17 protein-coding genes, 1 tRNA gene and 1 pseudogene are annotated in these 16,365 nt (G+C 58.5%); 9 read left to right on the top strand and 10 right to left on the bottom strand.

Going from position 1 to position 16,365, the window contains the following annotated elements:
- Positions 1-80: 80 nt before the first annotated feature.
- From HMPREF3158_RS04855 to HMPREF3158_RS04840, 4 genes and pseudogenes are all read right to left on the bottom strand, one after another.
- Positions 81-1,654, bottom strand: a pseudogene (locus tag HMPREF3158_RS04855) (DASS family sodium-coupled anion symporter).
- A gap of 111 nt (positions 1,655-1,765) precedes the next feature.
- The gene (locus HMPREF3158_RS04850; protein WP_062036242.1) at positions 1,766-2,083 is read right to left on the bottom strand and encodes a DUF202 domain-containing protein; all 318 of its coding nucleotides are present in this window, start codon (positions 2,081-2,083) and stop codon (positions 1,766-1,768) included.
- Positions 2,084-2,461, bottom strand: coding sequence for a YidH family protein (locus HMPREF3158_RS12735; RefSeq protein ID WP_070497525.1), 378 nt, complete (start codon positions 2,459-2,461; stop codon positions 2,084-2,086).
- A gap of 16 nt (positions 2,462-2,477) precedes the next feature.
- On the bottom strand, positions 2,478-2,870 hold the full coding sequence (locus HMPREF3158_RS04840) for an MmcQ/YjbR family DNA-binding protein (protein ID WP_061920044.1): 393 nt from the start codon (positions 2,868-2,870) through the stop codon (positions 2,478-2,480).
- Between the two features lie 132 nt (positions 2,871-3,002).
- On the opposite strand from HMPREF3158_RS04840, the gene HMPREF3158_RS04835 reads away from it, so the two are divergent.
- The 5 genes from HMPREF3158_RS04835 to HMPREF3158_RS04815 are packed head-to-tail and all read left to right on the top strand — an operon-like array spanning position 3,003 to position 6,449.
- Positions 3,003-3,614, top strand: a complete 612-nt coding sequence (locus HMPREF3158_RS04835) for a DUF4178 domain-containing protein (protein ID WP_061920042.1) — start codon at positions 3,003-3,005, stop codon at positions 3,612-3,614.
- Between the two features lie 6 nt (positions 3,615-3,620).
- A complete protein-coding gene (locus HMPREF3158_RS04830; RefSeq protein ID WP_062042714.1) occupies positions 3,621-4,103 on the top strand; it encodes a DUF2617 family protein in 483 nt (160 codons plus the stop codon).
- The gene (locus HMPREF3158_RS04825; protein ID WP_061920038.1) at positions 4,100-4,489 is read left to right on the top strand and encodes a DUF4247 domain-containing protein; all 390 of its coding nucleotides are present in this window, start codon (positions 4,100-4,102) and stop codon (positions 4,487-4,489) included. The genes HMPREF3158_RS04830 and HMPREF3158_RS04825 overlap by 4 nt, the downstream gene beginning before the upstream one ends.
- A gap of 14 nt (positions 4,490-4,503) precedes the next feature.
- A complete protein-coding gene (locus tag HMPREF3158_RS04820) occupies positions 4,504-4,902 on the top strand; it encodes a DUF350 domain-containing protein (RefSeq protein WP_070497523.1) in 399 nt (132 codons plus the stop codon).
- Positions 4,890-6,449, top strand: coding sequence for a polyamine aminopropyltransferase (locus tag HMPREF3158_RS04815; protein WP_070497521.1), 1,560 nt, complete (start codon positions 4,890-4,892; stop codon positions 6,447-6,449). Before HMPREF3158_RS04820 ends, HMPREF3158_RS04815 begins: the two co-directional genes overlap by 13 nt.
- Positions 6,450-6,454: 5 nt before the next feature.
- Here the strand turns inward: HMPREF3158_RS04815 and HMPREF3158_RS04810 are convergent, their stop codons facing one another.
- Together HMPREF3158_RS04810 and HMPREF3158_RS04805 are read right to left on the bottom strand one after the other, a co-directional pair.
- Positions 6,455-7,153 carry a potassium channel family protein gene (locus tag HMPREF3158_RS04810; RefSeq protein ID WP_179294263.1) on the bottom strand — a complete coding sequence of 233 codons (699 nt, stop codon included), beginning with the start codon at positions 7,151-7,153 and terminating at the stop codon, positions 6,455-6,457.
- Complete coding sequence (locus HMPREF3158_RS04805) at positions 7,146-8,447, bottom strand: TrkH family potassium uptake protein (protein WP_246816185.1); 1,302 nt, start codon at positions 8,445-8,447, stop codon at positions 7,146-7,148. The genes HMPREF3158_RS04810 and HMPREF3158_RS04805 overlap by 8 nt, the downstream gene beginning before the upstream one ends.
- 174 nt (positions 8,448-8,621) lie before the next feature.
- Between HMPREF3158_RS04805 and HMPREF3158_RS04800 the strand changes: the two genes are divergently transcribed.
- Together HMPREF3158_RS04800 and HMPREF3158_RS04795 are read left to right on the top strand one after the other, a co-directional pair.
- Entirely contained in the window at positions 8,622-10,028 is a 1,407-nt protein-coding gene (locus tag HMPREF3158_RS04800) for an NAD-dependent succinate-semialdehyde dehydrogenase (RefSeq protein WP_070497520.1), read from the top strand.
- 595 nt (positions 10,029-10,623) lie between these two features.
- On the top strand, positions 10,624-11,355 hold the full coding sequence (locus HMPREF3158_RS04795; protein ID WP_246816179.1) for a response regulator: 732 nt from the start codon (positions 10,624-10,626) through the stop codon (positions 11,353-11,355).
- A 49-nt stretch (positions 11,356-11,404) separates the two neighbouring features.
- Here the strand turns inward: HMPREF3158_RS04795 and HMPREF3158_RS04790 are convergent.
- Positions 11,405-11,496 (bottom strand) — tRNA-Ser (locus tag HMPREF3158_RS04790).
- A gap of 89 nt (positions 11,497-11,585) precedes the next feature.
- Positions 11,586-12,716, bottom strand: a complete 1,131-nt coding sequence (locus HMPREF3158_RS04785; RefSeq protein WP_070455672.1) for a PucR family transcriptional regulator — start codon at positions 12,714-12,716, stop codon at positions 11,586-11,588.
- Positions 12,717-12,816: 100 nt separating this feature from the next.
- Here HMPREF3158_RS04785 and HMPREF3158_RS04780 point away from each other — a divergent pair, with 100 nt between their 5' ends.
- Positions 12,817-14,508 (top strand): alpha-keto acid decarboxylase family protein, encoded by a 1,692-nt coding sequence (locus HMPREF3158_RS04780; RefSeq protein WP_070497518.1) that lies wholly within the window; start codon positions 12,817-12,819, stop codon positions 14,506-14,508.
- A gap of 10 nt (positions 14,509-14,518) precedes the next feature.
- A complete protein-coding gene (hisC, locus tag HMPREF3158_RS04775) occupies positions 14,519-15,571 on the top strand; it encodes a histidinol-phosphate transaminase (RefSeq protein WP_070497516.1) in 1,053 nt (350 codons plus the stop codon).
- A gap of 102 nt (positions 15,572-15,673) precedes the next feature.
- Here the strand turns inward: hisC and HMPREF3158_RS04770 are convergent, their stop codons facing one another.
- Together HMPREF3158_RS04770 and HMPREF3158_RS04765 are read right to left on the bottom strand one after the other, a co-directional pair.
- Entirely contained in the window at positions 15,674-16,063 is a 390-nt protein-coding gene (locus HMPREF3158_RS04770; RefSeq protein ID WP_062042731.1) for a hypothetical protein, read from the bottom strand.
- A 95-nt stretch (positions 16,064-16,158) separates the two neighbouring features.
- Entirely contained in the window at positions 16,159-16,338 is a 180-nt protein-coding gene (locus HMPREF3158_RS04765) for a hypothetical protein (protein ID WP_070433371.1), read from the bottom strand.
- Positions 16,339-16,365 lie beyond the last annotated feature (27 nt).

The following is a 16,365-nucleotide window of genomic DNA, read 5'->3' as shown; positions in this document are numbered from 1 at the left end:
TTAAAGGCGGCAAATCGCCAGGCCAACACACGTTTTTACGCGTTGTTAACCTGTCGATAACTGCACTTAAACACCAGCCTTTAAAGCACCAGCCCAAAGACCGGCACGGCCAGCAGGTAGACCGTGAGAGTAATCAGCACGCAGCCAATGAGGTTGAGACCGACGCCGCCCTTGATCATGTCGCCAATCTTCACGTAACCCGATCCGTATGCGATGGCATTCGGCGGGGTTGCCACCGGCAGCATGAACGCGCAGGTTGCCGCGAGCGCCACCGGAATGGTCAGCAGCAGGATGTTGATCTCGCCGCCCTCGGTCAGGCCAATGCCAACCGCAACGCCGCCCATGATGGGCAGGAAGGTCGCCGCCGTTGCCGTGTTGGAGGTGATCTCGGTCAGGAAAAGAACCAGCAGCGCAACTGCTGCGATGAGCAGCACCGTGGGCAGGCCGCCGAGACCCTTAGCCATCTCGCCGATCCACAGAGATAGGCCCGAGTTGTTAAACATCGCGGACAGAGACAGGCCACCACCAAAGAGAAGCAGGACGTCCCACGGCATCTCATTCGCGGTCTTCCAGTCCAGCAGGCGCACGCCGGTCTTGGCGTCGGCTGGGATGATAAACAGCAGCAGGCCGGCAGCAATACCGACGATGGCATCGTCGTAGTTTGAGTCCTCGCCAACCAAGAAAGGAACGACCACCCAGGCGATAGCTGCGCCTAGGAAGATGATGCCGGTGAGAATCTGCGGAGCAGTCCACGGACCAAGAGCTGCGATTTCGCGGTCAATTAGCTCCTTGCCGCCAGGAATACGGTCCATCTCCGGCTTGAAGATGGTCACCAACAACAGCCATGCGATAAACAGGAAGATAACTGCCAGCGGCATTCCCACGATCATCCACTTGCCAAAGCCGAGGACGATGTCGTGAGATTCCTTCATATATCCGGCCAACAGAGCGTTCGGCGGAGTACCGATCAGCGTGCCCAGGGAGCCAATGGACGCGGAATACGCAATGCCCAGCATCAGCGCCGTTGCAAACTTCTTCTGCTTGGCCATGCCACCCACGGTGTCTGCGGTCAGCGCCAGCACGGAGGTACCGATAGGCAGCATGACTACCGCGGTCGCCGTATTTGAGACCCACATGGACAAAAAGCCGGTTGCCAGCATAAAGCCAGCACAATGCGCTTTGGCGAGGTGCCAACCACCTTCACCACCGCCAGGGCCATGCGGCGGTGCAAGTTCCAACGCTGCAACGCGAGCGCAATGAGGAAGCCACCCATAAACAAGAAGATCGTCGCCGAAGCATAAGGCGAGCCAACTTCCTTAATGGTGCCCACGCCGGCCAGCGGGAAGATAACCAAAGGCAAAAGTGCCGTAGCTGCCAGCGGAATTGCTTCGGTCATCCACCACACGCCCATCAGGATGGTCACCGCCGCAACCGCGCGAATCGCGCCATAAGTATAGGTTTCCTCTGGGTCCGCGCCCGAGGATTGCAGCACGGTATCCACCGCATTCGACGGAAAAATAAACCACACCAGGGCGGCCAGCGCTAAGCCTAGAAACAGGCCTATAAGCATGCGGCGCCATTCACGCTTGGCGACGCCGTGATCTTCTTCGCCTTCTACGTGAGCTGTTGATTCATGTGTTTGCGGGGTCGTCATTCAGTTCTCCTTGCCAAACCTTCTAGCACGCGGGGATAAGCAAAATGCGAACCATGCAATACCCACGTTTGCGAACACCATACAACTTTGAACCAAAGAAAAAATCGGTTTTTAAACGCGGTTACCCCCACCAAGGCCCACCAGAGCCAGCACTGCCAGCAGCATCACGGCCACGGCTAGGCCCGCCAGCGCCGCGGCGCCGGGGAGGGCGCCGCCGGTGTGAAGAGCGGCGTCGTAAAGCGCGTTACGGCGGCGCACCCGCCAACCCAGCCAGGCGCAGGCACCCGCGCCGCCCACGAAGGCGCTGAGCTCCGCAATGGTCCACGGCAGCTCACTGCGCAAAACCACCAGAACCACCAGCACGAACGCCAAAAGGCTGCGCTGCCACGACAGCCGGGTGCGCTCCGGCTGCAGCCCTGGGTCATACATTTATGCCCCCGCGCCCACGAGCTGACCTACCAGGATCAGCACGCCGATAAGCAGCACCACCAACACGAGCAGAGGCATCGCGACATTCGGCGGCAGGGGCTTTTGCTCACGCATCGCGCTTTCCGACGCCGCCCAATGCGCCCACGCCACCGCCGGCAATACGATGGCGACCACCAGCATGATCACGGAGATGATGAGGGGCAGCGTGCCATGAATCGGGAGGTCGAAAGCCTGCAGTGCAACGCCACCTGCGATGAAAGCGAGCGAGGTACGAATCCATGCCAAGAACGTGCGCTCGTTGGCCATGCTGAAACGCGGATCGGGCTCTGTGCCTTTTTCATAGACAAAGCGTGGGAACCGGCCATTAGATTTTTCCATTGCTTTTTATATTTCCTTAACGCACTGCCTCTTGCCACCCGGCAGGGCGCTGCGCCTTAGGCAGCTTTTGCACCACCGCGGCATAAGATTCCTGGACGAGCTCCCGAACTAACTTGGGGTTTATCGAATCCCCGGGATACACGGTGTACCAGTGCCGCTTATTCATGTGATATGCAGGGCCGATGTCGGCATAACCAGCCTGCAAAGCGGAGACATCCTCCGGCGGAGCTTTGAGAATGATGGCCTTCTTTCCACCGAAGGGCTTATTCGCAGGCATGGTGGTGGCCAGCATGAACCACTTTCCGCGCACCCGCCAGGCTCGCCAGCCTTCGACGAAGGGATAGGACTCGGCGTCAATGAGTTCTTCCGCCGCATCGCTCGCAGTAGAAATAAGCTCTTTTTCGTTCATACGCCGACCTAAAATCCATCGAATTGAAAACGACAATTCCCCAGCGTAATGCGTAGGACTATCGGACGTCCAAGGCGTGGGCTAAGGTGACTGCTACAGACCTAAGCTAAGCAAAAAATTAAAGGGCCAGTCATGAACAAGATTTTCTTTCTGCTCGCCGTGGTTTTGTTAATCGCGGCCATCTACATGTTCTTTAAATCGCGCCAAGCCAAGGCGGCTAGCACGCAGGAGACGGGCGATACCTTCTCCAAGGATTACTTCGCCGAGGCCAAAGGCCAAAACGAGTTCAATCCAGAAAATCTTGGTCCGGGTGCAATCATCCGTTACGGCGCCACCGACTACGTCGTCCGCGGCACCCTGACCCTAAATGAGGGCCCTTATTACTGGTACGAGTACCTGCTCGACGGTGGAGATAACTCCTCCTGGCTGGGAGTCGAGGTCGATGAAGGCCAGCTCAATCTCACCTGGTGGACCTCCCGCAAGGGCGCCGGCGTCACGCCAGATCGCGGCACCGTGGAATTCGAGGGAGTTACATATAGTGAGGACGAGCGTGGCCATGCGCGCTACACCTCCACCGGCACCACCGGCCTGCCAGAGTCCGGCGAGATGCGCTACGTAGATTATTCCGCGGGTGACAAGCTGCTGGGCTTTGAGGGCTGGGCCAACAATGACAGCTGGGAGGTATCCACCGGCCACACCATGCTGCCGGGTGAGTTCACCGTGTACCCAGCTCCGAAGGCATAGGCCGCAGTGGAGGTTCTAGATTGCCCCAGCGCGGACGTCAGTGCCGCTGACTTGGGGCTGCGCTTAAACGGCCCGCGCCCGCAGGCGTTAAGCACGACCATGCTTCACGGTTCCGACAGCCTGCGGCTTGAGCTGGATATCATCGGCGCTTCGCATACTGCCAGCGTTTATCGCGGCAAGACGCTACTCTTCCGCGAGGAGATCTCCTGCCACTGTGAGGGTCCGCTGCCGCAGACCTACGGTGAGATGACGGGCTACGAGCTGAAGACGGACGTCGCCAAGCATTGCGCGGATGGCTTCGCCGCAGAATTTCAACGGGTATCGGGCACGGATTGGCTCTCGGCGCAATTTCCCGGGCAGGGCGAATACCACGTCACCGCCCTCAAGGGCACCGCACTCGAAGACTGCGCAGGCTTCGAGTGGGAAACGGTGCATATGTACCCTGCAGAAGAAATAATCGTGAAGACTACAAGTAGGTGGATTCCATGAACTATGACAAAGGCTGGAAATGGTCACTGGTCTTCGCCGTACTATTCGCAGTAATTGGCGGTCTGACTTCACCCGGCGTTACTGGCGCTCCCATCAGGTCAGGCACCTGTCAAGCAAACAATGTTCAGGCAGAGGCCAACCGCCTTGCAGCAGAGCACAAGCCGAAGGCGCGCCAATTCGATCCCGCAACGGGCACGGAGTACCTGCGCTACCGCAAGCAGATTGTCAAGGTCGAGCCCACTGGCCCGCAGAACTGTTCAGTGCGCGTGGAAAATCTCGATCACTTCCACGACGGCACCTATATCTTCTTAGGTCCCGGTTTTAGTCCCTCCTCCCCTTCCCGCTCTTCCGGCGGCTCCTCCGGCTCTTCCGGCGGCGTGAAATAGAAAGGCTTTAGTTCATGCTCGATTCAATCCTGGCCACCTTTGCTTATTTCGGTGTTGCAGCGGTACTGCTACTTGCCGGCTTCGTAGTTCTGGATCTGCTCACCCCGGGCAAGCTTTACCGCGCTGTCTTCGTTGATCATCACGTCAACGCTGCGGTCATCGCTTCCGCCCAGCAGATTGCCCTGGGAGCGGTGCTGGTTACCGCCATCGTGCACTCTTTTGATCTGCTAGAAACCGCTGTCTACGGCCTAGTCGGCATCGTGCTGCAGGCACTAGCGTTGGTCATTTTGGAGGCGCTTATCCCCGGCCGTTTCCGGGATCTGGTGGAAGATACCAAGCCCCGCGCGGGCACCTTTTGCGCGAGCGTCATCCTCATCGTTGTCGGCGCAATTAATGCCGCATGTCTGACCTAAACGCTTCCCCCGCCGCAGATTCGCTGGTCCGCTCGCGCGCCTGGCGGGTAGCTCTGCTTATTTCAGTCTGTATCTGCGCAGCTTCGGGCTTGGTCTACGAGCTGGCCTTGCTGACGCTGTCCACGAGCCTCAACGGCGGCGGCATTGTAGAGACCTCGCTGATCGTGGCAGGCTACGTCGCCTCCTTGGGCCTGGGCGCGTTGATGGCCAAGCCATTCTTGTCGTGGCCGGCGAGTTCTTTCCTCATCGTCGAAACCTTGCTCGGCCTGTGCGGCGGCGTGAGCGCCGTGGTGCTCTACATGGTCTTCGCGCTTGTGGGCCAGTCCACCCTCATTTTGGTCCTAGCGACACTGCTCATTGGCGTTTTGGTGGGTATGGAAGTACCACTGCTTATGACGCTGATTCAGCGCGGGCGTACCTCGAATGCTGAGGATTCCGGCTCGGTGGTGGCAAACCTCAACTTCGCGGATTACGTCGGCGGCCTGCTGGGCGGTTTGGCATGGCCATTTGTCTTGCTGCCGTGGCTGGGCATGATTCGTGGCACCGCTGCGGCCGGCTTGGTCAACCTCATCGCCGCACTCGTGGTTGCGCTGCTTCTACTGCGCACGGTGCTCTCCGGCAAGCAGCTTCTAATGCATGTCCTCGCGCTGCTGGGCGCTATCGCCTTGCTGCTCACTCTCATCATCCGCAGCGAATCCATAGTGGTAACCGCCCGGCAATCGCTCTACGATGATCCTGTCATTTACGCCCATACCTCGGATTACCAGGACATCGTGGTGACCAAACGCGGCAAGGATTCGCGCCTCTATCTCAACGGCGGCCTGCAATATTCCTCCCGCGATGAGTATCGCTACACCGAGTCCCTGGTCTATCCCGTGCTGCCTGCCGAGCCGGGCGGGCGAGTGCTCGTCATTGGCGGCGGCGATGGCTTAGCCGCGCGCGAGCTTCTCAAGATGGACTTTAAAGTCACCCAGGTCGAGCTCGATCCCGAGGTGGTGAACGTGGCCAACACGGTCCTGCGCGAGAACAACGGGGGCGCCATGGAAGATCCACGCGTGCGGATCCTCAACGAGGACGCGTTTACCTGGTTGCGATCGGGTGGTGATCACACGCTTTACGACGCCGTCCTCATCGATCTACCCGACCCCGACTCCGCCGCCATGGCCCGCCTTTACTCGGAAGAGTTCTACTCCATGGCGCACAAGATGCTCGCTCCCGGCGGCAAGATGGTCGTGCAGGCAACCAGTGCCTTTAGTACTCCCGATGTGTTCTGGCGTATCGATTCCACACTGCGTTCCGCCGGCTGCCCCACCGTGCCTTATCACGTGCACGTGCCCACCTTTGGTGACTGGGGCTTTGTGGCCTGCGCGGAGGAAATCTCCGTGCCCAACTACGCTCCCCCGCTGCGCTACCTCGATGATGCGACTCTTGAGGCCGCGCAATCATTCGGCTTAGATAACCAGCCGCGCAACCTGCCGGCCTCCACGCTCGATCATCCTTATGTGGTCGATGACCTGCGCCGCGGATACCGCCAGGCAGGGGACTAAGAATACTAAGACCCAGCCTCGGAGAACTTCTCCAAGGCGACGGGGCTGCCGGCAATCACGATAAGATCCGTCGGGTTCAATTTCTGGCCTTTCTCAACAGGCATCCAGTGGCCATAGTCCTTGCGCACTGAGACCAGCTGCACGCGATGTTTTTCCCACGTTTTCTGCGGATCTAGTGGGGTTTGAACCAAGTGCGCGGGCGGGGTGAGCTTGGTAACGCCATAGTCCTCAGCGATTTCGGCAAAATCTTCGAACTTGCCGCCGAGCAAGTGTGCAATGCGGCGACCAGTGTCGCGTTCTGGGCGGATGACGTGGTGTACGCCCAGCTGCAGCAGGATGCGTGCATGCGCGTCGGAGTCCGCCTTCGCCCAAATGTCCTTTACGCCGAGTTCTACCAAATTTGAGGCGGTCAAAATGGAGTCCTCTAGGTGCGAGCCGATGGCCAGCACCACGCGGTCCACCTCGTCGATGCCCAGCTGGTGCAAGACCTCGGCGTCGGTTGTATCAGCTTGTACTGCCTCGGTGAGAACCGGCGAATAATCACGCACGAACTTCTCGCAATTGTCGATGCCGAGCACCTCAACGCCATGATCCATAAGTTCACGCGCCAGGGAAAAACCGAAGCGCCCCAAGCCGATGACGACCACTGCGGGGATGTCGATGGATTGCTTTTCGTGGCGCAGCGCGCCGAAGATGTTAGCCAATGAACGGCCTTTCTACTGGGTAGCGATAGTGACGAGTTACTGTGCGCGCGGCCAAAGCGGCCACCAACGTGGTCGGCCCAACGCGGCCAAGGTACATGATGAAGCACAAAATAATCTGGGAAGGCGCGGTCAGGCTGGCCGTAATACCTGTGGACAGACCAACGGTGGCGAAAGCCGAGAGCACCTCGAAGGTGATCTGGTCGGTAGAGAATTGCGGGTTCAAAACCACTAGGGTTCCAACTCCGAACATCGCCACTGCCGCACCGGCCACAGTCAGGGCGAGCGCCTGGCGCGTAATCGAATTCGGCAAACGGCGCTTACCGATGGTGGTGTCCTCACGGCCCAGGAACTCCGCCGCCATCGCCGCAACGAGCACGCAGGTGGTGGTCACTTTCACGCCGCCGGCCGTACCGGCGGAGCCGCCGCCGATGAACATCAAGATGTCCGAGGCCATCAAGGTAATGGAATGTACATGCCCGTAGTCGATGGCATTAAAGCCCGCGGTACGCGGCGAAGCACTCATGAAGAAGCTATTGAGCAGCTTGGTGCCAAACGGCATATCTGCCAGCACGCCGGACCACTCGGCCACCAAGAAAAACGTCATGCCGCCGAAGAGCAAAATGGCAGTTCCCACCAGCGTCATCCGCGCGGTAATGGACATGTGGTGCACGCGCGGCGCACGCCCTCGCAGGGCGAGCTTGATCCGGCCGCGGATACGGCGCACTATCTCCGCCAACATGGGATAGCCCAAGCCACCCACGATGAGCGCAAAGGCCACCGGCAGCAGAATCCACGCATCGGTATTAAAACCAATCATATTGTCCGAGTACGTACTAAAACCCGCGTTGTTAAATGCCGAAATCGCGTGGAAGACACCCTCCCACATCGCGCGCAGTACTGGGACGCCATGTGCGAAATGCAGGCGTAGGGCCAAGAGGACAGCAACTGCAGCCTCGCAAACGAGGGTGACGAGAAAGGTAAGCAAGAGGGTACGGCGAATGCCGCCGGCTACGGGGCGGCCCTCGGCGGCCGTCGAGCGCCGCGCCTTCAAGCTGATGCGTCCGGTTAAAAGCATGCCGGACAAGGAAGCAAGCGACATGATTCCCAAGCCGCCGAGCTGGATGAGGGTGATAATTACCACTTGGCCGAAGGGAGTCCAGTACGTGCCGGTATCTTCAACGATAAGACCGGTCAGAGAGACAGCGGAAGTCGCTGTGAAGAAAGCGTGCAAGGGAGGCGTCCACTGCGATCCTTCGGTAGAAAAAGGCAGCATCAGCAGGAATGCCCCCAGCATGATGAGCAGAAAAAAGCCCAAAGCTGTCACGCGTGCAGGGCCAAAGATGCGGCTTCGGTTCTGCAAAGATCTTCGTTTCACAAATAGGGATGATAGACCTGTTAGGGCGATTTACCATTTTATAAGTGACTAATTTTTCTTGAAGGCTCGGCACACCGCGGGTACACAGGGGACATGAGTACTTTTGCACTTGAGAACCCAAACACTGGCGTCTCCGAGGAGACCTTCGACCGCATCAATGACTCTGACCGTGACGCGATCCTGGACCGCTCCACGGAAGCCTTCAAGAGCTGGTCCCGCACCTCAATCGAGGAGCGTGCAGCCATCCTCTTCCGCACTGCAGATCTCTATGAAGAAAATGCAGACAAGCTAGCCGAGCACATCGGCCGTGAGATGGGTAAGCTCACGCGCTGGGCAAAGGGCGAGATTCAAATCGTCGCTGACATCTACCGCTGGTACGCCGAGCACGCTCACGAGCTGCTCGCGCCCGAGTACTTGGCGGCCCAGGGCGCGCAAAAGACTGTTGTTCAAAAGGAGCCGCTCGGCCCGCTGCTGGGCGTTATGCCATGGAACTTCCCGTACTACCAGGTTGCCCGCTTCGCGGCGCCGAACCTTTTGCTGGGTAACACCATCGTGCTCAAGCACGCTTCCATCTGCCCGCTGTCTTCCCAGGCCTGCCAGGATCTCCTGGAAGAGGCAGGTCTGCCGAAGGACGCTTTCATCAACATCTACGCTTCCGGCTCCCAGATGGATGCCTTCGTGGCGGACAAGCGCATCAAGGGCGTTTCCCTCACCGGCTCTGAAGCAGCCGGCGCTGCGGTGGCAAAGACCGCGGGTGAGAATTACAAGAAGTCCGTGCTGGAGCTCGGCGGCAACGACCCGTTCATCATCATCGATGACAAGAAGCTCGAGTGGACCCTCGATCAGTTCGTACCAATCCGCATGTACAACACCGGCCAGGCCTGCAACGCCCCAAAGCGCCTGATTGTGTTGGAGGATTTCTACGATCGCACCCTCGACTACCTGGTAGAAAAGATCGGCAACCTCAAGGTCGGCCCATACGACGACAAGAATGCCGACATCGGCCCACTGTCCTCCATCGGTGCCCGCGACGAAATCATCGAGCGCCTCGACAAGGCTGTTGCCGATGGCACCGCCACCGTCCGTGTGGGTGGCAAGAAGGTAGACCGCGACGGCGCCTACATGGAGCCAACGCTGCTTAGCGACGTCGATCCTTCCGCCGAGATCGCCTGCAACGAGATCTTCGGCCCAGTCGCAGTCATCTACAAGGCAAAGGACATCGACGAGGCCATCGCGATTGCCAACAACTCTGACTATGGCCTCTCCAGCTCCGTGTGGGGTTCCGACCTCGACAAGGCCTTCGAGGTGGCGCAGCAGCTTAACGACGGCATGACCTTCGTCAACGAGGCTTCCGTCACCGCTGCCGGCCTCCCGTTCGGCGGCATTAACCGCTCCGGCTATGGCCGCGAGCTCGAGCGCTGGGGCGTGGGTGAGTTCGTCAACGAGCACCTCTACCGCGTCAGCGGCCAGGACGACGCGGGCCTCTCCCCGGCGATGTAAGTACACGAGCCCGCTCTTCCGGAGCCGCACCCCCCGTCCTGCCAGCTCATCACTGGTGGGGCGGGGCTTCGTCTTTTACTGTGTCCACACATGGTGAGGTCACCATCTAGCAGCAACCACGGTGCAGCACACGGACGCCCCTAAGACCGATAAAGAGTCCAAGCGCAGCATCCACGCAAAACATGCAAACGCTCCCGGAGGCAGTGCGATTGAACTAGCCTGCGGGAGCGTTTGAAGGTTTTAGAAGCTCTTACTTCTGCAGACCTTCAGCGATTGCCTCGAAGATGCCGCCGAGGATTTCGAGAACGGTGGATGCGATTTCCATGATGGAGTCCTAACTGTAAAAGGGTCATTAACAAGTGGAACTGGGCTTTGCCTGAATCCACCTAGGACCATACTTCCGCTACCGTAAGTAAGCTACCCCTAACCGCGCTTGAACCACCGGAAATGGCCCAAATTTAGCTTTATATTCAGGCGAAATATACTTTAGTATCCTCCTTCGCGCGTGCCCAATGCGCGAGGTTTTAATTGAGCTCAATGATGGTACAAATAAAGTGTGCATAAATAAGAGTTTTAACTATGAAAGTAGATACCTATGGCTATTTTCCAAGTCGGTGATCCAGCATCGATGAGCACCGCTGACACTGATAGCCGCATTGCGACGTTGATCGTTGATGACGATCCCCTCGTACGCTCGTCGCTGAAGACCTACTTCTCATGCACTGCCGACATTCACGTCGTCGCCGAGGCCAGCACCGGCGTCGAAGCCCTTTCGCTTCTCGACCAAATCGACATCGATGTCATCATCGCCGATATTCACATGCCCGAGATGGACGGAATAACGCTCTTGCGCGAGGCCAAGAAGCGGCCCACCCCACCGGCATTCGTAGCAATCACCGCTTTAGACACTGACAAAACAATGATCGAGGTCTTAACCAACGGAGGGGCCGGCTACGTTGTAAAAAGCAGCAAGCCGGCCACAATGTATGCCGCTGTGCGCGAGGCGGTAAACGGTGGCACAGCCGTATCGCCGCACGCGCTAACCCGCCTGGTTGACTACCTTCCCCAATCCGATTCCCATGCAGAGGGCGATAACGACAAAGAATCCAGCGTTATCGAGTTCAATGAGAAGTACGCCTTACTCACCGATACTGAGAAGCAAATCTTGAGCTACATCTGCGAAGGGCGCTCAAACGCAGAGATTGCCAAGTCGATGCACTACGCACAATCGACCGTTAAGAAGCAGGTTTCCCATCTCATGTCCGTCTTCGCGGTGAGCTCCAGGCTCAGCTTGGCAATAACCGCACTGCCCCACATCGGGGTCTAAGTAAAAAGTCTCGAGACAGCGGGCAAACGATGTCTCGAGACTTCTCAAGTGGCGGAGACGAGAGGATTTGAACCTCCGGACCTGCGCAAGCAAGTCAACTCCTTAGCAGGGAGCCCCATTCGGCCGCTCTGGCACGTCTCCAGCGATTCGCAATGAATCTTCGCTTACTCTACCCGAGCCCCTCCACGCGTGCCAAACAGCCCCCTCACTACCGTCTAACTGCTTAGGTTTTAGCGGCGATTAAGCGCCGCATGCAGCTTCAATGCCACATACAAAGCGGCACAGCGCCAGCCATCTTCGAGGGCAGCCGTGCCCAGGATCTCACGGACTCGGTCTAGGCGATAATGCAAAGTAGCACGGTGAATATACAGCGCGGCGGCTGTGTCATTGACGTTGCGGGAATGCTCGAAATAACAAAGCAGACTTTCCCAGTAGCTTTTGCGCTCGGCGTCTAAAAGCAGTGCGGCATCGGGGCTCAGCGCACGCACGGTAGCCGGACTCAGATCCCATCCCAACAGCGCGCGCCAGGCGCCAGCCGCAGCCCAGTCCATCGCAGGTTGCCCGGTTAGCCGCGCAACGTCGGCCATGAAACGAGCCCGACGCGCAGTGGGCGCACTGCCCCGCGCACCAATTTGCGTCCCCGCCGTGAGGGCCGCGGAAGCAACCTCCTCAATCAGCGTTTTCGTGTCTTGCTCGTCGCGCGGGGATTCCACAATGATGAGCGAATCATGCAAGTCCAGGGCCAGAAACGGACGCCGCCGCAGCGGACGGGCGAGCTCCATCGTCAGCTGGACTAAATCACCGTCTACGTCGATACGGTGAATGAGCACTTCCCCATCACGCGGCAAAAGGTCGCGCTCGCGGGCTATAGCCAGCGCACTTTCATCCCCCGCAACGATGTCACGGGTTAAGTCACCAAGCTGCTGCGCACGAGTGGCCAGGTAAGCATCGCGCTCGTCTACCAACTTGGTCAGCGTGCTCAGTTGCGGGGAAACGGAGGCAAGAGCGGCGTCGGAAAGCGCGTGCTCATCAATGATCCACACGTGCCCTACCAGGTCAGGGCCGTGGCGCAAAGGAATAACCACGCGCGGGAGCATGTCATATTCCGCATTCGCCGGCAGGCGCACCGGGGCAGAAGATTCCTGAATGCCATAACTGAGCATCCACGGGATCGGCTCCGGCGGCGGGGTGCGCTCCAGAATCGAGGCCACGCGGTGACTATCCACGGCGCCCAACTGCGCGCTTGCTGCAATCACGTTGATAGAGGGAGTGGTTACCTCCACCGAACATTGCAACTGCCGCGCGATGTCATCGGCTAACTCTTGAATCCGTGCCAGGTTCGGCGCCGTCAGTTTCGACATATGTCAAAGATAGTTCTCTATTTTGACTAATGACAACAAAAATGTGACCTACGATAATCGGATAAGCACGTTTTATCGCTAACAAAAGAAAGGACTCGCAATGCAGACTACTGTCGGCGAATTTATCCTTGATCGCTTGAAGGCCATCGGCATCACCGAAATCATCGGTGTCCCAGGTGATTTCAATTTGAGCTTCCTCGAGCAGATCGACGAAGACAAGGACATCCGTTTCGTCGGCGCCTGCAATGAGCTGAACGCGGCCTATGCCGCTGATGGCTACGCCCGCCAGCGCGGCGTCGGCTGTCTGCTCACCACCTACGGCGTGGGCGAGCTTTCTGCGCTCAACGGCATCGCGGGTGCTCGCGCGGAGCACGTTCCGATGGTCTCCATCGCTGGCGCACCGCCGCAGTACGCCACCGAGTTCGGTTGGAACCTGCACCACTCGCTTGCCGACGGCGACTTTGCCAACATGCTCGACGCCATCGCACCGTTTACCGAGGTAGCCACCCGCGTTTCCCCGATGAACGTGGTCGAGGAATTCGACCGCGCCCTGCACACCTGCCTGCGCGAGAAGCGCCCGGTGCACATCCAGATCCCTTCCGATATCACGCACCTGACCATCGAGGTCCCGGATACCCCGTTCAGCACCGAGCTGGCTACCTCCGACCAGGAGCGTCTCAACGCCGCCGCCGATCGCGTGATCGAGGCGCTGGCTGCGGCCAAGGATCCCATCTTCCTGATCGACCAAGACACCGATCGCCACGGTTTTACCGAGAAGTTCCGCGCCATCATCGACAAGGCCCAGCTGCCGTACTCCCAGCTTTCTTCCGGCAAGGCCATCCTGTCCGAGCGCGACCCGCTGTTCATCGGCACCTACAACGGCGCCGCTTCCGCCCCGGGCGTGCAGGAGCGCATCGAAAACTCCGACTTCCTGGTCACCACCAACCCACGCTTCATCGAGGTCAACTCCGGTTCCTTCACCCACAATCTGGATAAGGCGCACGTGTTCAACTTCGGCGATCAGCACCTCAACGCTGACGGCGAGTACTTCGTGGGCATCAATACGCTTGAGCTTCTCGACGTCCTCGTCGAGCGCATCCCAGCCAAGGAAGCCGCCGCGGGCGAGAAGTTTGAGCTGCCGGCCTTCGAGCCAGACGAGTCAGCGCCGCTGACCCAGGAGCGCATCTGGAACCAGATGGTTCACTTCCTCAAGGAAGACGACGTGGTCATCGCCGAGGCTGGTACTTCCAACATCGGCCTGGGCCCGCTGCGTATGCCGGAGGGCGTGCAGTACATCAACTCCACCATCTGGGGCTCCATCGGCTTTACCCTGCCTGCCGTGCTCGGCTCCCAACTGGCTAACCCGGAGCGCCGCCACGTGCTCTTCATTGGCGATGGTTCCTTCCAGCTGACCGCTCAGGAGCTTTCTACCATCCTGCGCCAGGAGCTCAAGCCAATCATCGTTCTGGTCAACAACGATGGCTACACCATTGAGCGCTACATCCTGGGCATGGAGCAGGAGTACAACGCCATCCAGAACTGGAGCTACAACGAGCTGCCGAAGGTCTTCAAGGCAGATACCACCATGGAGTCCTACGCAGCGAAGACCGAGGGCGAGCTGGCTAAGGCGCTCGCGGACATTTCTGAGCACCCGGAGCGCGGCGCCTTCCTTGAGGTCCAGCTCGACGCTTTTGATGCACCGAAGGGACTGCAGGCATTCGGCCCGCTCACGGCGGAGTTTGACTACGGCCCTCGCGGTCCGCGCAACCCGGAAACCTCTTCCCAGGGCTAAGGTGGTTGCCATGATTCGATCCGATCTTTCCTCCCTGCCCGTCTATGTTCCCGGTGCCCGCAATGAGACTGCTTTAAAGCTGTCTTCCAATGAGGCCACCCAGCCTCCGCTTCCGGAGGCGCTCAAGGCCATGGAGGCCGCGGCTGGCGACGCCAATCGTTACCCAGACATGGGCGTCGTCGAGCTGCGCACTGCACTCGCAGAGCACCTTGGTATGACCCTCGATGAGGTGGCCGTGGGAACGGGTTCTTCTGCCATCTGCCAGCAGCTGGTACAAATCACCTGCCAGCCTGGCGATGAAGTGGTTTTCCCGTGGCGTTCCTTCGAGGCCTATCCAATCTTCGCCCACGTGGTTGGCGCGACGCCGGTTCCGGTCCCACTGAATGAGGAGCACCGCGTGGACTTGCCAGCGATGGCCAAGACCGTGACGGAAAAGACCAAGGTTATCTTCGTGTGCAATCCGAATAACCCCACCGGTTCGATCATCACCCGCGCGGAATTCGACGAGTTCCTGGCGGTCGTACCGGATGACATCATCGTGGCATTGGACGAGGCTTACATCGAGTACAACCGCAACGACTCCCTGCCGCTGGCCACCGAGTACGTCAAGACGCACCGCAACGTCGTGGGCCTGCGCACTTTCTCCAAGGCCTACGGCCTAGCCGGCGTGCGCGTGGGCTATGCCTTCGGCGACAAAGAGATCATTGAGGCGTTGAACAAGGTAGCCATCCCGTTCTCCGTGAACACGGTGGCTCAGGTCGGCGCCCTGCACTCTCTGGCGGCACAGGACTCCCTGCGTGAGCGCACCGATGAGACCGTCCGCCAACGCGAGCGCGTCACTGAGCACTTTGCTAAGTTCGGCGTTCCTGCTTCCGAGGCCAACCACATCTGGTTCCCGGCAGCAAACATCACCGAGCTGGGCACCCCACAAGAAGTCGCTGCCAAGCTCGCCGCAAACGGCGTGCTGGTTCGCGCCTTCGACGAAGGTGTGCGCATCTCCATCACCACCGCCGAGGAGACCGATGTACTCCTCAAGGCGTGGGAGGCTGCTTTCGGCGCCTAAAACGACAACGCGGGTAAAAGATCACCAAAAAGGGGTTGCTACCAAGGCGGCAACCCCCTTTTTTTAGAATAAGCATCATGTTGCTGCGTGCGTTGTTGACGCCTATTCCTCGTCGTATTCGTAAGGCATCTTGTGCTTATCCGGATGCGGAACAACCATAAGCGCCATCAGTAGGCCAGCTCGGTCTTTTTCAAGGATGAATCGGCTCAATGCTGCTGCGTCCACGTCCCGAGGCAGTGGATTGCCACCAAAATTTGTTCCAATTTCACTTGATGAAGGGCTTGCAGCGTCATATATAACAAGGTCATCAAAGCTCATGACTTTTTCAATGACATCCTGAAGCTGCTCACTAGTCAATGCGTCGTCATCGTAGCCGGTATCTTGGACGACGTAGACGAGATTGACCCAATCATCATCGGCTTTAAACCAATCAATGACAGCGTCGTAGACTTCATCGGCAGTGAGAATCTTGCGCGGTTTATCGGGCAACATGGACTTTATAATTTTCGGCTCCCGAAGACACTTCAAACGGGACTCATTGATGAATGAAACACGTAAACTTAGCGTTCTTCATTTCACTATCTGTGCTAAGCGTGTTTTTCCCCTTCGCTTCTCTTTTTCACAGGTATAGCAACCGAAAGAGCGATGCCTAGCAAGGCTATGGGAACCCCAAGATTGGTAAGCTTATTTTCCCAATATAGGCCCGCTACGCACAACAAAACCCCTGCAATGAGAACGACAAGGGTAAAAGCTTTAAGCAATTTCATTTCCGCATCGTCCTTACAATTTTCGTC

The organism is Corynebacterium sp. HMSC06G04 (assembly GCF_001807365.1).
GTDB lineage: Bacteria > Actinomycetota > Actinomycetes > Mycobacteriales > Mycobacteriaceae > Corynebacterium > Corynebacterium simulans.
Note: the sequence above shows the minus strand (reverse complement) of the source record. Positions and strands in the feature narration are given on the sequence as shown.